Origin of the sequence: Streptomyces sp. AC602_WCS936 (genome assembly GCF_019049125.1) — a bacterium.
Lineage (GTDB): Bacteria > Actinomycetota > Actinomycetes > Streptomycetales > Streptomycetaceae > Streptomyces.
This window is the reverse complement of sequence record NZ_JAGMUF010000074.1, coordinates 1-14,441: the sequence shown is the minus strand read 5'-3', so window position 1 is coordinate 14,441 and position 14,441 is coordinate 1. Positions and strand designations below refer to the sequence as shown.

Below are 14,441 nucleotides of genomic sequence, written 5' to 3'. Positions count from 1 at the left end.
GGGGGGGGGGGGGGGGGGGGGGGGGGGCGCCGCGCCGGTTTGTGTGCTTCTTGTGACAGCTTGTGTGCCGCTGGCGACCACTGGGGTTGCCGGTTCTGACTTACTGTGGGGGGAAGCTGATGCACTCGCGTGCTGCACGCACGCCGTTTCGGCGTGCCCGGAGAACACACAGAACCGCTCTCGTCTCGGCAATCACCACGGCCGCCGTGGTGATCGCCGCGGCGCCGGGCTTGGCGGCGACGCCGAAGCCTCAGCTGCCGGAGCCGGAGAGTCCCTGGACGAAGCCGACGAAGGTCGAGGCCCCCGCGACACCGGCAGGGTCGGTCAAGGCTCCCGCCTCGGAGGCGGAGGCCAAGCCGTCGCCGGAGGTCGCCGCCTGGCGGGCGGCGCAGAAGGCCCGCGCCACGGGTGAAGAGCCTGCCAAGAGCTCGGTGCCCCGCTCGACGGCTGCGGCGGCCGCCGCCGACTACCTGCCCGAAGGGCAGGGCGAGGTGCCCTGGCACCAGATCCTGGACACCCGTTTGAACGACGCGTTGGTGGCGCGGGTGAACGTCTCCAACGGCAATCTGATGCTCGCCGCGACCGACTTCGACATCGCCGGCGTCGGCCAGAAGCTGCAGCTGACCCGCACCTACAACTCCCTCGAGGCGCCGTGGGGGAAGGTGTCGCAGCGCTGGTGGCAGGCCTACGAACGCTACCTGCAGATCAACGACGGCGAGACCGATGTCTTCGACGCCACCGGCAGCCTGCTGCGCTTCACCGCGAACCCGGACGGCACGTACACGACGCCGACGGGTTACTCGAAGGACCTGAAGAAGAACGTGGACGGCACCTACACCCTGACCGACCGCAAGTCCGGGTCCAAAGACACCTACAACGAGCACGGCACACAGGCCAAGGACCACACCGGCCGCACCGCCGTCCTCGACCTCGACGGCGCGGGCAACCTCGCCAAGGTCACCGACACCGCCGGCAAAGCCACCGCCTACGAGTACGACTCCTCACGCCGCCTGACGAAGGTGACCGCCCCCGAGGGCACAGTCACCCTCTTCACCTACGACGGCCACAACCGCGTCACTTCGATGCAGCGCGCTACCGAGTCGTCGTCGAGCGGTCACACCGGTCCGACCTGGCGCTACGACTACAGCGCGGCCACCCCGTCCGACGCGGGGACGACGACGGTCACCGACCCCGACGGCGACGCCACCGAGTACGTCCACAACGCGGATGGCGAGGTCACCAAGGTCACCGACCCGCTCGGCCACTCCTGCCATGCCACCTACAAGAACCACCTCACCCAGACCGCCGTCGACGCGATGGCCACCGGCAGTGACGGCACGGGCGGCAACACCACCACCTACGGCTGGGACGACCGCAACAACGCCGTCTCCCAGAAGCTGCCGATGGGGGCCACCGCCCAGGTCTCCCAGTACCAGACCATCGCGGGCACCGACCTGCCCAGCGACCTGACCGGCGCCAACGGCCGCAAGGACTCCTTCAAGTACGACACCAACGGCAACACCCTGTCGGTGACCACGTCGGGCACCGCCGGCGCGACCCGCGAGTACACCTACAACAAGGACACCCCGACCTGCGGCGGCTTCGAAGGCCAGCGCTGCACGGCCAAGGACGGCAACGGCAAGGTCACCTCCTTCACCTACGACGACCACGGCAATCTGGTCAAGGTGGAGCCGCCGGCGCCGCTGGGGGAGACCACGTACACCTACGACGCGCTGGGCCGGGTGGAGACCGTCGAGGACGACCGCGGCATCACCACCGTCTACGGCTACGACACCCGCGACCGCGTCCGCGAGGTCTCCTCCACCAACTTCACCGTCACCTACACCTACGACGGCGACGGCAACGTCACCACCCGCTCCGACGCCTCTGGTCTCACCAAGTGGGAGTACGACAAGCTCAACCGCGAAAGCGTGCGCACCCTCCAGAATGGCGCCCAGACCGCCCTCGCCTACACCCCGGGCGGGAACGTCGACTTCTACACCGACCCGACCGGGACGACGGACTACACCTGGGACAAGGCCGGCCGCCTCGACTACCTCACCGCGCCGGACGGCAAGAAGACCGACTTCGACTACAACGACAACGACAAGCGCACCAAGACCGTCTACCCCGGCGGCACCACCCAGACCGTCACCATCGACGACAACGGCCGCCCTGAGCGGATCAAGACCACCTCAGGCACGCAGACCTTCGTCGACCTCTCCTACAGCTACGCCAGCGCGGGCAAGGACACCACCAAGATCCGCACCCGCACCGACCACCTCACCAACCACACCACCACCTACGACTCCCAGGACCGCCTCTCCTACGCCCTGGAGGCGGACTCGGCGGGGTCCCGGAAGGCGTCGTGGTTGTACTGCTGGGACAAGGCCGGCAACCTCACCAGCCAGGACGGCAGCAAGAACACCTGCCCCGGCGGCACCACCTACACATACAACGACGCCTCCGAGCTGACCGGCAAGAACGGCTCCACCACCGGCTGGTCCTACGACAAGCTCGGCAACGAAACCGGCGCAGCCGGCAACACCCCCGCACGGGTGAGTCCTGGACCGACTACAGCCAGCTGGCCGGCATCACCGCGGGCGGCAACACCTACGACCTGGTCCACGCCGGCACCAGCAACGCCGAACGCACCAAGCTCGGCGAGACCTGGTTCCACCACACCGCCCTCGGCCTGGCCTCCACGACCACGAACGGCGTCGACACCGGATTCATCCGCGAACCCGCGGGCACGCTGAACTCCATGACGACTGGGGGGGGAAGTCCTACTACTACCTCACCGACGCCACCGGCAACGTCCTCGGCCTCGTCGACGACAGCGGCAAGCGGACGCACACCTACGCGTACGGTCCGACGGGCCTGCCCCGCACCACACCGACCGAGGCCGTCCCCCAGCCCTACCGCTACGCCGGCGCTTATGCCGACCCGACGGGCCTGTACAAGATGGGCCACCGCTACTACGACCCGTCTCTCGGCCGCTTCACCCAGCCCGACCCCTCCGGCCTGGAAACCAACCCCTACCTCTACGCCGCCGGCGACCCGATCAACAACAGCGACCCGACGGGGCTTTTCAGTTGGCCTGACGTAGGAAGCGCGATTGGTGGTGCCGTGGCCGGTCTCGGTGCAGCAACAGTTGTGGCAGCAGCCTGCGCTGGAACAGCCGGGATCGGTTGTGTGGCCGCCGGCGCGGTAACCGGCGCCCTGTGGGGAGGCGCCGGTGCTGGGCTGGGAGCCGTGGTCGCGGGTGGAGACGGCGAAGACGCCAAAAACGCTGTGCTTGGCAGCGTCGTCGGCGGACTCATTGGCGGAGCGAAAGTCTGATCAACAGGGAGAACACTTATGCCTGACGCGAGCAATGCGCATACGGTCGCTTGGAAGCGCGGCATGCTCTTCACACTGATCGGAGCGGTGCTTGGAGTAGTGCTGAGTCTGGCCTTCGGCTTCATCGGTGCGCCCTGGCAGGGCGCGCTGGTGATGGGCGTCATTGGCGCCGTCGTCGGCCTGCTCCAACCACCCCTCAACCGAGCGGTCCGAAGGTCTGTCTATCGCGATCAGTGATGCCCGTGCTCGCGAGGGTGGTGCAGGCCCGGTCGGAGCCCGCTGTCCGAGGTGTCGGACAGCGGGCCACGGCCGTGGCGGAGACCCCGTCATGGCGACGAAGGCAGAACGCCCTACCTCGTCCCTCTCGCCAGCCGAGTGTGCAGGTACAGGGCCCCGCTGTGTTGCTGGCCAGCAGTCTTTGGCACGGCAACATAGTGCATAAGAAGGAAGACCGCGAATGACCACTCTGGCTGCGATTTGGTTGCCCAGCGGCACCACGGGAACGGTCCTCCTCATCGTTGCCGTCCTCGCAGTGGTAGTCGGTATCTATATGGGACGCTCAAAGAGGCGTCACTGACTCACCGACACGCCACCAGCCCCGGTGGCACGCGCAAAGAGGCGTGCAATGCTGCGAGGGCTTTTCCTTGCGGTGGTTGTGATCTTGAACCGCGACTGGAGCGCAGCCCACCTGGCCAGCGTGCCCGGTAACCGCCTCCCTTGGGCTCGCCCACCCAGCCCGGGCGTAGTTGGGTACGCGAGAGCTCAGCATCCGCTCCTACAGCTCCACTTCATGCCGGTGCTTATCCCATCGGACGAGCCGGAGTTGTCTGCGTACTCGGCGCCCGCCATGCGTCGTTTGCCCTGGCGTCAGGTCGGCAGTCCTCATTGTCCGAGGGTTGTGTACCGCGTGAGTGAGGACGCTGTGACCGCAAGGCAGCCGTCGAGCAGGGGGCGGTCGGCGGCGACGGGTGTTTACCGTTCTGCTCCGGGCGGTACTCCCCAAGCTTCGCGTATCTACTGGATGATCCGGCTCTGGAAGGGATGATGGCGTGCTGCGCCGACTCGAACGGTATCTCCTGCAGGACTTCCCGTTCATCCATCTGATCATCGGCGGCTTCGGTAACACCGCGTTCTTGGTGGGCAGTGTGTTCTTTCTGTACCCCAGCCTGGAGCGCCTCGCCCTGTGGTTGTTCGTGGCGGGTTCGCTGGGCATGTTCGTCGGCACCCTTGGCGAGGTGTTCGTCCGCCACGCACGCAAATCCCGTCAGCAGATACCGAACTGACCGCCTCTGGTGAACCCTGGCCCGCTCACGTGCGCCGACCTGTATTCCGGTCGCCGTCTTGGGACTGACAGCCTCCGGCCGGTTCACGGCGGCCGAGTCCGATGCTGATCCACCGCCTCGAAGCAGGGGAGAACGAGAACGGCGCGACGGCCCACCTGCCCCTCCATGCCGGGGCGGCCGGCAGTGGGCGGGGCTCATCGCTATGGGGGTGTGCGGTTAGAGTCGGTTGCGGAGCGCTTGGGAAGTAGGTGCTGCCCGCAGTGCGTCCTTGACGGGCGCCGCTGCGGCCTGTCCGCATGCCCGCGTTCTGGAATGGAGCTCGCCATGGGTCAGTCTTTGCGCCGTCCGCAAGAGGTGACCGCACAGGTCACGCCGCAGGCTTCCCTGGCCGGGCCGGGTGGGGCGTGTTGGTCGCGTGACGAGCTGGGGGACCGGAACCGGCGTCTGGCCCACGAAGGCGTGGCGGCCGCCCAGGGCCTGTTGGTCAAGCGATACGGCCTGGTTGACGTGGGAGATGGGTTCGAGCTGTTGAGGACGGTGTCGCAGCAGTGCAACGTCAAGTTGCACACGCTGGCGGATGCCGTGGTCCGCGTGCCCGCTCCGGACGCGGACGCCCGGGTGTGGTTTCCCGGACGCCGCCGTTACAGCCCGCCCCGCCTGCCCGGGCTGATGCTGGATCCCGGTTCCCGCGGCAGCCAGGGATCGGTGCTGAAGGCGGTCTTGCACCGGATGCTGTCGATCACCCAGACCTCGATGGGCAATGTCCAGCTCATGGACGGCAACCGGCTGCACCTGGCCCGCCACACCGGTCTGAACACGTACTTCACTGAGTTTTTCGCCTTCGTCGACGCTCCCACCACCTCCTGCGCCCAGGCGGCGGCCGAACACCGGCAGATCACCGTGCGGGATGTGGCGAGCGCGGAGCTGTTCGACGAGGCCTCCCGCTACGCGATCCTGCAGGCAGGCAGCCGGGCCGCCCACAGCGTCCCCCTCACCAACGGCCGCGGCGCGGTCCTGGGCATGGTCTCCTCCCACCACGAACGCCCCCTGACCGCCTTCACCACCGCCCAGCTCGCCGCACTCCAGCAGACCGGGACCGACGTCGGCCGGTGGCTGTCCTGGCACTGGAACACCGTCGTCCTCGACGCACTGGAACGCCTCCACACCACCGCCACCCGCCGACCGCACTGAGACCCCAACGGACGGGCCGGCTCTCGTCATGCCGCCTGGGGTCGGCCGGCGCGGCGCCCCCAGGCTCGTGTCCGAACCCGAGGGCGCCTCAGCCGCGCCGGCCCCCATGGGGAACGCCGTCGGCACGGCCTGCCCGCCAGGTAACCCGGCCCGCTGCATCCATGCGTGACGGGCCGCCGATTGCGGCCGCGGCAACGCGGGCGGCGGCTCCCTCTGGCTACAGCCGGGGCCCACGCGTGTGTGGAGGCGCGTGATCGGAGGCGGTGACCAGCGGGCTCTTCTCCTCAAAAGACTCGCTCGGGTGAATCCAGTGCCCGGCAAGAACCCTGCCGGGCAAAGGCGCGTCATGCCGGACATGGAAGCGATCAACGAAACGCATGTGTCCGAGCCGGGCCTGGTCGTCCTCGACGTTGCCGCCGCGGATGACGAGACCGCGTTCGCATTCCACGCTGCGCTGGCGGCGCAGTGGGCGAGGACGTCGGTGGAGCGCACCACCCGGGATGCCGGCCAGGCGGGTGTCAGGCTGCGCTGCTACCTCGACCTGCGCCAGCCCCTGGCCGGGCTCGGCGGGATGGTCGGGCCCTGACGTTGGGGGAGTGCTCCTCCCGGTCGTGGGTAGCTGTCTTGGCCTTTTGATCATCCGTCAGCGGTCCACTTCGAGGTTCGTGAGGACGAGCAGCGCGCGTAGGAGCCCCGCCCCGTGGGCGGGTTCGGTGCGGAGTCTGGCGAGGTCCGCCCGTTCTTGAGGTGAAGCCATGCTCGACGGGGGCGTGGGCGGCGGGCAGGACGACGGGTCCGGTCTTCTCCGTGAGCTGCGCGGATACCAGTGTGCTCGGGTCCAGGCTCTGCCGTGTGGTCACCTTCGGTGTTTCCTCTCGCTGTTGTAGGGGTGGAACCGGCGTCAGGCGGTGAAGGCGCGTTCGGCTTCGTCGCGCCGGGTGTACAGGTCCCAGTAGAGGGGGGCGATGTCCTCGGCCGGGGCCGTCGGGACACCGGGTGGGCCGTCGGTGCCGATCCAGGTCCCGATGGCGAAGTGTGCCGCCTGGATGCCGGTGCCGGTGAGTTCCTTGTGCAGACCGAGCACCCAGTTGCGCAGCGCGGCCTGGGCGGCGCTGAGGTTGCCGAGCATCGGGTTGGGGTCGGCCGAGCCGGCGCCGTTTGTGTACAGCAGGGTGCCCGCGCCGGCCGCGCGCATCGAGGGCAGCACGGCCTGCGTTGCCGCCATCGCCCCGTAGAGCAGGAGGTCCATCGCCCACTGCACATCGGAGGGGGCGGCCTGGGACGGGGTGGTCAGTGACGTGAATTCCAGGTTCCCGGCCGGAGAGAATACTCCAGGACATCGATACGGTCGAAACGGGTCGCTGCGTCCTTGAGCGCCTGGGTGAGGGCTTCATGGTCGAGTACGTCCGCGCAGAACCCGGCGGCGGTGATGCCTTCGGCGTCCAGGCGGCCGACCAGGGCGTCGAGCTTGTCGCGGTTACGGGCGATGAGAGCGACGTCGAAGCCGCGAGAGCCGAAGGTGCGGGCGATGGCCAGGCCCATACCGGGGCCGGCTCCGACGACGGCGATGGTGGGCACGATGAATCCTGCGCTGGGAGGTTGGTTGGGACGGAGCGGATGAGGAAACGGCGGGCGCGGCGATACGGTCACCGCTCGTCGTCGGGGAAGTGGTTGTCGTGGGCTTCGTGGAGCCGGCTCAGGTCGCGCTCGTCCGTGGTGGCGAGGGCGGCAAAGTACTCCTCCCGCGGCACGCCCGGTGTGAGCGCCATCAGGAGGGTGGCGCCTTCGGCGCGCTCCTTGCGGAGGGCGTGCACGTCACCCGCTGCGGCGTGCGCGGTGTCTCCGGGCCGGAGTGTTCGCCAGGCCCGCCCGTCGAAGTAGTCGACTTCGCCCTCTTCGACGATGAAGGTCTCGCTGAAGGTCGTGTGGAAGTGCGAGGCAGGCCCGGTGCTGGAGGGCGCCATGCACCACCGGTAGAGGCTCATGTTCCCGCTGGTCTGATCTAGATTGGCGAGGACCTCGATGGTCGATCCGCTGTCGCCCAGCCGGATCGTTCGGCTCTGTTGGGGTTGCTCGGGATACCGGCGGATTGATTGCGTGTTGGTCATGGCCCGAGTCTCGGAGCTCGGCCGGAACGCTCGCGCTCAATTCGGCGGTGGCCTAACAATGGAGGAGTGATCCGTTATCGACTGGGCGTCGGCGCCGCGGGTGTGCGGTGGGCGATGTCGCCGATCCACGAAGTCGTCAGCCTGGCCCAGCTGTTGACCGAGCCGCAGCGGCATCCGCTGTTCCACTCCTGGCTGCGCCGTCGGCGCCTGCGGCTCTCGCTTGCGGACCTGCGGGCTCTCACCGTCTTCATGGCCGACGGCGCCTACCGGCCCGACTTCCTCGACCCGTCGCCGATGTCCAGTGAGCCGACGTTCGAGGAGGGCATGGACGCCCTCCGCGCGGCGCCGGCGGACCAGGCGTACGCCGAACTGGTCGACGCCACGACCGGGCGGGGGGCAGACATACGCCGCCAGCTGCTCGAGAACCCGGACCGGGCCAGGTCCGAGGCCGCCGACGCGCTGCGGCGCCTGTGGAAGACTGTGGTGGAACCGGAGTGGCCCTCGATGCGGCAGGCATTGCGGGCCGAGATGCTGGATCGGGCCCTCCAGGTCAACCGGGAGGGGCTACGCGCGGTCCTGCCGCGCCTGCACCCGTCCGCCGCGTGCGAGGGCGACGCCGTCACCGTGGAGAAGAGCGTCGGCATCGACGTTGACTGCCCCGAGGGGCTCATTCTCATTCCGTCGCTGTTCATCACCGACCGGATCCAGTGCACCACCTCCAGCCACTGGACGCCGGCGATCTACTATCCGGCATCCGGGCGCTACCTCTGGTCGGCACCGCCCACTCCCCGGTCGCTGGACCGCCTCCTGGGCGTGACCCGCGCGCGGATCCTGGCCGCGCTGACCACCCCGCTGCAGACCACCGTGGTGGCCAGGCTGGTGAACGTCACCCCGCCGACGGCCAGCGAACACCTGGCCATCCTCCGGGACGCCGGACTGATCGACAGCAGCCGGTCCGGCCGCACCGCCACGCACGAACTCACCAAGGCCGGACAGGCTCTCCTGGACGCCGCCTCGCCGTAGTCATGATCTTTGGGCTACTGGTTGTGGAAGCCGGTTCGCCAGGTGCGGTGCAGCGGGTGCCACCCCAGTGGTCGGCACGGTCGTTGGCCGCGCCGCGTTCCCGGCCGGCGCGGCCGATGGTACGAGCGGCGACTGGGGCGCCGAGGGCCTCGGCCAGGCGGGGCAGCCAGGCGTGGGCGGCGGGCTCGTCGTCAGTGAAGCTCCGGCCATCTTGATGTTCGCTGGTCAGATGGCCTGGTGTGATCGTGAGCGGGGTTCTCGGGCTGTCGCGGGCAGCAGTCCAAGTCGTTGATCGTCTGGCGGCGGTCAAGGCCGGTCTCGTTTCCAGGTCGCGGGGGCCTCATTGACCCTTGCGCCATCTTGAAGTCACAGGTCAGGTGGGTGGCGTGATGAGGTGCCGTGGTGGTCTTCCCGGTCGTGGCTAGCTACCCCGACGGTGACCGGCTGTACGTGGTGCAGGCGGAGCAGGCCCGCAGGCGCCAGGAGGAGCGTGAAGCCGCGGCCTGCGAGGTGCGGCGGCCCGTGTGCGGGCGCTGCGGAGCGAAGTTCACCGACGACCGCTGGGACTCGATCCGGCAATACCCGGCGGAGCAGCACCGCGATCTCTGCAAGTCGTGCCTGCATGAACACTGGGAACAGGTGCAGGCGGAGCAGGCCGCCGTGGAGTTCAAGAAGTTCCTCATCCGGATCGACAAGGAGGTGCCCGCTCACCTGCAGGTCCACCTGATCGTGGACAACTACGGCACCCACAAGACTCCGGCGATCAAGGCTTGGCTGGCCAAGCACCCTCGCTTCGAACTGCACTTCACCCCGACCGGTTCCTCCTGGATCAACCAGGTGGAGCGGTGGTTCGGCTACCTCGCCCACCAGATGATCCGCCGCGGCGCACACAAGAACATCCAGGCCCTGGAATCCGACATCCGGACCTGGGTCAAGAACTGGAACGAGGACCCGCAACCGTTCATCTGGACCAAGACAGCCGAAGAGATCCTCGGCTCCCTCGCCTGCTTCTGCCGACGGATCTCTGGTGCAGGACACTAGCTGGGCGGTCAGCTTCTCGCCGGGCAGGCTGGCGCCCGGCGGCCCGCACGGCTGTTTCGGCAAGCTGGTCGGCGTTGCGGACGCTACGGTTGCGGAGCCATCCAGGTCGATTCCCCAGATCATCTCATTGCCCAGGGCCACGACGTCGGTGAATAGTTCGAGGAGTTCGGGCTCGTGGGGACGCGTCGCGACAGCAGCCGACGGCCGCCCTCGTCGATCGCGACGCAGTGGTGATGGGTCTTGCCTGCGTCGATGCCGGCCCAGATCGCGGCCACGGTGCCTCCGTACGGTGTGCTGCGGGTGCTGCCCGACGGACGACCTTGCTGTCGATTCCCTACGGAGCGATCGAAGCCACCAGCGGCAGAACTTTGGAAGCCACACCCGACACCCCGGGTGGGAGAACCATACGAAGGGCTCGCCCTGTCCCGGAGAAGAACGTAGGGAAGTTTGACCAGCGGGGGTGCTGGTGTGTCAGGGGTAGGGGGTGCGGCCTTGAGGGGGCCTGTTGCCGTCGCCGGCGGGTCTCACGTCTCCGTTCGTCGGGTTGACCCGTGGTGTTCGCAGCGACGATGGAATATCGCGCGGTACTTCCTCGGCCGCTGGCCCGTGTGTCTGGCGAAGATGTCGCTGAACGCCCCAGGGTCGCGGTACCCGACGTCGGCGGCGATGCTTGCGACGGTCCTGTCGGTCGTCTCCAGCAGGTGTCTGGCTCGACGCACCCGGACTGTCTGCAGGTACGCGAGTGGCGTCTCGCCGGCTTCGTCGCCGAAGCGACGGAGCATGGTTCTCGTGCTTACGTGGAACTCCCGGGCGAGGGTGGGCAGGTCATAGCGAGCACCGAGGTTCTGGTCGAGCCACCGCTTGACGCTGAGCGAGAACTCCCTGCCCACGGTGGGTATGAGCCCCGAGTCGACATAGGGAGCCTGCGTGGAGCGTGCATCATCAACCAGCGCGATACGCGCGGTGCTACGGGCGACGCGGGGGCCGTCGTGCTCGCGGATGAACTGCAGCGCGAAGTCGTACATGGCACTGAAGGCCGCTGTGGTCGTCACCCCCCGGTCGGTCACCACCAAGCTCTCCGGGCGGAGGCGCACGTCGGCGTATCGGCGGGCGAACCGATCCGCGAACAACCAGGATGTGGTCGCTTCGCGCCCGCCGAGCAGCCCGGCTTCAGCGACCAGGAAGGCGCCCACGCAGATCGATACGACAGCGGTCCCCGAGGCCGCCTGCGATCGAATCGACGCTACTTCCGGTCCCAGGCTTGCGAGTGTCGCGTCGAGATCGAGCGTGGGCGAAAGCTCGAAGCCCGGCACGATCAGGACGTCTACGGGGCGAACCGCCGAGACGTCGAGGACCGAGCCGCCGGACGCGATCACACGCCGCCGGGGCGAGATGACCGACGCCTCGTAGGCCGGCTGAACCGACCCTTGCGCCGCGGCGACGTGAGTTGCCATGGCCAGGAGGTCGGGGACTCCGAATACCTCCGACGCGAAGCACCCAGGGTAGGCCAGCACACCAACTCGCAGCGGACTCATGCGGCCCCTCCGGCGCCTTTGAACGGGTGGCGATATTACCGGGATACGTGGCGATGCCGCCGCTTCTCAGGAGGGCCGACCACTCATCATCATCTCGGTCATGACAATCATGCGAGGACAGAGCGACCCCCTGGACGACTTCTCGCGAAGAGCCGTCAGCGTCGATGACGTCGGCAAGACCGTGTACGTTGCCGGGGCAGGGCCGGCCGTCATCCTCATGCCCGAGATGCCGGGTATCAGCCCCGACGTCGCGCGGTTCGCGCGTTGGGTGCGTGATGCCGGCTTCTCCGTGTACCTGCCCTCTCTATTCGGCGTCGACGGCGCCTATCCGCTCGCCGAGGCGCGCGAGACCATCGTTCGACGCGCGTGCATCAGCGCCGAGTTCCGAGCGTTTGCCGGAGGCGGCACAAGCCCCGTCGTCACATGGCTGCGCGGCCTTGCTCGCCTGGCGCACGCCGAGCGTGGCGGGCCTGGCGTTGGCGCCGTCGGTCTGTGTTTTACCGGCAACTTCGCCCTGACCATGGCGCTCGAACCCACCGTCATCGCACCCGTGGTCAACCATCCGTCGCTTCCGCTCGACGACCCCGCCGGTCTGGAGATCAGCGACGAAGACGCTGCTGCCGTGGCTGAACGCGTAGCGCGAGACGGATTGAAGGTTCTCGCCTACCGTTTCGAGAACGACAGGTGGTGCACTGGCCAGCGGTTCGCGGCTTACCGAGCATTGCTCGGGGACGCATTCGACGGCCGCGTACTCAAAGCCGAGACGGCGAACACGAACCCTCCGCCCTTCTTCCGTGACGTCGTCGGTTGCGCCCACAGCGTCGTCACGGCACACCTCGTCGACCGGGAAGGCCACCCCACCATGCAGGCCCGGAACGAGATCATCGCCTTCCTGGCCGAGCGGCTCGGGACGCGGCGGGAATGAGTTCTTTGCGCTCCGGTACCTGGCGATGCGACGGAGCGCCGCCGCTTTCCGATGCGATCCGGTCGTCGACCTGGAGTCACTCGTGACCGCCCCTCGACGACCGCGAGTGACGCAGGCCACTCAGATTCGGTGGCAAACGGTCAAGGTTCAGTGGCACAGGACAGTGGGCTGTCAAGGAGTCCCAGGAGGTCTCGATGCTCGCCCTGCACCTGCTCCAGTCCTCGCTGGTGCACGTCACCACCTTGCTGCTTCAGGACATCCTGAGCGAGGAGAAGTGGCAGAAGCGGCTCACCGACGCCGACCGGCGGGCCCTGTCCCCGCTGTTCTGGACCCCCGTGAACCCCTACGGCCGGTTCGAACTGGACATGCACAGCCACCTTGCCCTGAGCCTCGTGCCTGCGTCGGCCAGCGTGCCTGGCCCTCGCGCTTCTCCGACGGCCGCTGCCGTTCCTCAAGGCTGAACAGGTACGCGTCACGGCCGAGCTTCCTGAGCACACGTCGGCATGGTTGGCTTCGGCGAAGGTGGCGGCAACAGAGGGGAAAGCTGTGTCCGACGAGGTGGCGTGCTGGCTGGCTCAGACCGCTTTACCGTTGAGCTTCCTCACTGCGGGCGAGTCAACTGCTGATCTCCAACCACTGAGGAAAGTTCTCGACGGCGTGCGGATCGTGGGGCTGGGGGAGGCCACCCACGGGACGCGCGAGTTCTTCCAGCTCAAGCATCGCCTGCTGGAGTTCCTGGTGACAGAGCTGGGATTTTCGGCCCTGGCCATGGAGGCCAGTGCGTCGGCCGCCCCAGCTGTCGACGCTTATGTCCGCCATGGTGTCGGTGATGCCGCGCAGGTGCTTGACGGGCTGGGGTTCTGGACATGGCGGACTCGCGAGGTGCTCGCCGTGATCGAGTGGATGCGCGACTACAACAGAGGGCGCCAAGAGGACCAGAAGGTTCGTTTCATCGGCATCGACCCGCAGCAGTGCAGCAGCTCTCTGGCCGTGATCGATTCCTTCCTCCACAGGACGGCACCCGACCGCGCAACCGGACTTCTCTCCCCGCTCCGTGTGCTCGCCACGGCCTACCCAGGATCGCAACCCGATCCTCAGCGGCGCCTGGTACTCGGTGCGGAGGAGGTGCTGGCGTACCTCCGTGGACTCGGCCCCGACGCAGCCGACGCGCTTCGGCATGCCCAGGTACTGGTCCGGGCCGCCGATCTGGTGACGCGCGCCAGACACCATGCGGACCCGGAACAGACCGTCTTCGCCGCACGCGACCGCTACATGGCAGACGCTGTGGGGACAATCCTCGAAGATCCGTCTGCCAAGGTCGCCCTCTGGGCGCACAACGGGCACATCACCAAGAGCCGTCACGGTGGCGCGGTACCTGCGCTGGGACAACACCTTCACTCCCAATACGGTGACGCCTACTACGCACTCGGCCTGCTGTTCGGCAGCGGCGCTTTTCGCGCCCGGCGGATGTGGCCCGGCCCATGGTCCCGTCCCCGGTCAAGCGCTGTCGTCACCAACCGGATCGGCCCTGCCCGCCCTGGCACCATTGAGGACCAGCTGGCTACAGCCAACCCCGGCAACCACCTTGTGGACCTGCGCAGCGCAGTCGACGCGCCGCGGGCTGTACAGGCGTGGCTCAACGGCCGGCACGGCACGCGAACCTTCGGCGCCATGGTGCCGCGCTGGATCTACCGCTTCAGTCTGAGCCCTTCCTGCTTGGCGGAGGAGTACGACGGACTGGTCCACATCGCGGTCTCGTCCGGCTCCCGGCCTCTCCCCATCTCATGAACGGTGCTTTGCGCGAGCAAGATCAATTGTGAGCCGCCGGACCCTCGTCGATCCCGGATTCGCTCTCAGAACCCGTTCTCGCTCAACAGCGGGACGGCCCCCTTCTGAGAGGTCGTTCTCTTTCCGAACCCCGTGTGCGGATTCCGCTGGTCAGGCATGGGAACGCAGGTGTTGCGGAAGTCTCGGCTCGTTACTGGCCGAGATG

Annotated in this window: 11 protein-coding genes and 3 pseudogenes; 10 read left to right on the top strand and 4 right to left on the bottom strand. The window is 67.9% G+C overall.

The annotated features are described in order from the left end of the window. Positions 1 to 119 precede the first annotated feature (119 nt). From KUM03_RS24730 to KUM03_RS24710, 5 genes and pseudogenes are all read left to right on the top strand, one after another. Positions 120 to 3,342 (top strand): annotated as a pseudogene (locus tag KUM03_RS24730) (RHS repeat-associated core domain-containing protein). A gap of 18 nt (positions 3,343 to 3,360) precedes the next feature. Further along, positions 3,361 to 3,579 (top strand): YMGG-like glycine zipper-containing protein, encoded by a 219-nt coding sequence (locus KUM03_RS24725; protein WP_217251504.1) that lies wholly within the window; start codon positions 3,361 to 3,363, stop codon positions 3,577 to 3,579. An 812-nt stretch (positions 3,580 to 4,391) separates the two neighbouring features. Beyond that, positions 4,392 to 4,625, top strand: coding sequence for a YrhK family protein (locus KUM03_RS24720; protein WP_217251503.1), 234 nt, complete (start codon positions 4,392 to 4,394; stop codon positions 4,623 to 4,625). Between the two features lie 459 nt (positions 4,626 to 5,084). Next, positions 5,085 to 5,816, top strand: a complete 732-nt coding sequence (locus KUM03_RS24715) for an ANTAR domain-containing protein (RefSeq protein WP_374225384.1) — start codon at positions 5,085 to 5,087, stop codon at positions 5,814 to 5,816. Between the two features lie 310 nt (positions 5,817 to 6,126). Next, positions 6,127 to 6,402 carry a DUF6207 family protein gene (locus KUM03_RS24710; protein ID WP_308406404.1) on the top strand — a complete coding sequence of 92 codons (276 nt, stop codon included), beginning with the start codon at positions 6,127 to 6,129 and terminating at the stop codon, positions 6,400 to 6,402. Between the two features lie 315 nt (positions 6,403 to 6,717). Here the strand turns inward: KUM03_RS24710 and KUM03_RS38545 are convergent, their stop codons facing one another. The 3 genes from KUM03_RS38545 to KUM03_RS24700 form a co-directional block, all read right to left on the bottom strand. Beyond that, complete coding sequence (locus KUM03_RS38545; protein WP_254399835.1) at positions 6,718 to 7,065, bottom strand: hypothetical protein; 348 nt, start codon at positions 7,063 to 7,065, stop codon at positions 6,718 to 6,720. A gap of 41 nt (positions 7,066 to 7,106) precedes the next feature. Next, positions 7,107 to 7,394 (bottom strand): SDR family NAD(P)-dependent oxidoreductase, encoded by a 288-nt coding sequence (locus KUM03_RS38540; protein ID WP_308406403.1) that lies wholly within the window; start codon positions 7,392 to 7,394, stop codon positions 7,107 to 7,109. Between the two features lie 68 nt (positions 7,395 to 7,462). Further along, positions 7,463 to 7,924 (bottom strand): cupin domain-containing protein, encoded by a 462-nt coding sequence (locus KUM03_RS24700; RefSeq protein WP_217251501.1) that lies wholly within the window; start codon positions 7,922 to 7,924, stop codon positions 7,463 to 7,465. 66 nt (positions 7,925 to 7,990) lie between these two features. Here KUM03_RS24700 and KUM03_RS24695 point away from each other — a divergent pair, with 66 nt between their 5' ends. Then, positions 7,991 to 8,947, top strand: a complete 957-nt coding sequence (locus KUM03_RS24695; protein ID WP_217251500.1) for a DUF5937 family protein — start codon at positions 7,991 to 7,993, stop codon at positions 8,945 to 8,947. Between the two features lie 657 nt (positions 8,948 to 9,604). Continuing rightward, positions 9,605 to 9,988 (top strand): annotated as a pseudogene (locus tag KUM03_RS38535) (transposase); the annotation flags it as partial. Between the two features lie 524 nt (positions 9,989 to 10,512). On the opposite strand, the gene KUM03_RS24685 reads toward KUM03_RS38535, so the two are convergent. Further along, on the bottom strand, positions 10,513 to 11,523 hold the full coding sequence (locus tag KUM03_RS24685) for a GlxA family transcriptional regulator (protein WP_217251498.1): 1,011 nt from the start codon (positions 11,521 to 11,523) through the stop codon (positions 10,513 to 10,515). A gap of 100 nt (positions 11,524 to 11,623) precedes the next feature. On the opposite strand from KUM03_RS24685, the gene KUM03_RS24680 reads away from it, so the two are divergent. From KUM03_RS24680 to KUM03_RS24670, 3 genes and pseudogenes are all read left to right on the top strand, one after another. Further along, a complete protein-coding gene (locus KUM03_RS24680; protein ID WP_254399834.1) occupies positions 11,624 to 12,448 on the top strand; it encodes a dienelactone hydrolase family protein in 825 nt (274 codons plus the stop codon). Positions 12,449 to 12,633: 185 nt separating this feature from the next. Beyond that, positions 12,634 to 12,909, top strand: a pseudogene (locus KUM03_RS24675) (Tn3 family transposase); the annotation flags it as partial. A gap of 85 nt (positions 12,910 to 12,994) precedes the next feature. Next, positions 12,995 to 14,236 (top strand): erythromycin esterase family protein, encoded by a 1,242-nt coding sequence (locus tag KUM03_RS24670; RefSeq protein ID WP_217251496.1) that lies wholly within the window; start codon positions 12,995 to 12,997, stop codon positions 14,234 to 14,236. Positions 14,237 to 14,441: the final 205 nt, after the last annotated feature.

Bases quoted from the DNA above. Each gene is read 5' to 3' on its own strand.
- KUM03_RS24725 (WP_217251504.1), top strand. From the start codon at position 3,361: ATGCCTGACGCGAGCAATGCGCATACGGTCGCTTGGAAGCGCGGCATG.
- KUM03_RS24685 (WP_217251498.1), bottom strand. From the start codon at position 11,523: ATGAGTCCGCTGCGAGTTGGTGTGCTGGCCTACCCTGGGTGCTTCGCG.
- KUM03_RS24700 (WP_217251501.1), bottom strand. From the start codon at position 7,924: ATGACCAACACGCAATCAATCCGCCGGTATCCCGAGCAACCCCAACAG.
- KUM03_RS24680 (WP_254399834.1), top strand. From the start codon at position 11,624: ATGACAATCATGCGAGGACAGAGCGACCCCCTGGACGACTTCTCGCGA.
- KUM03_RS38545 (WP_254399835.1), bottom strand. From the start codon at position 7,065: ATGGACCTCCTGCTCTACGGGGCGATGGCGGCAACGCAGGCCGTGCTG.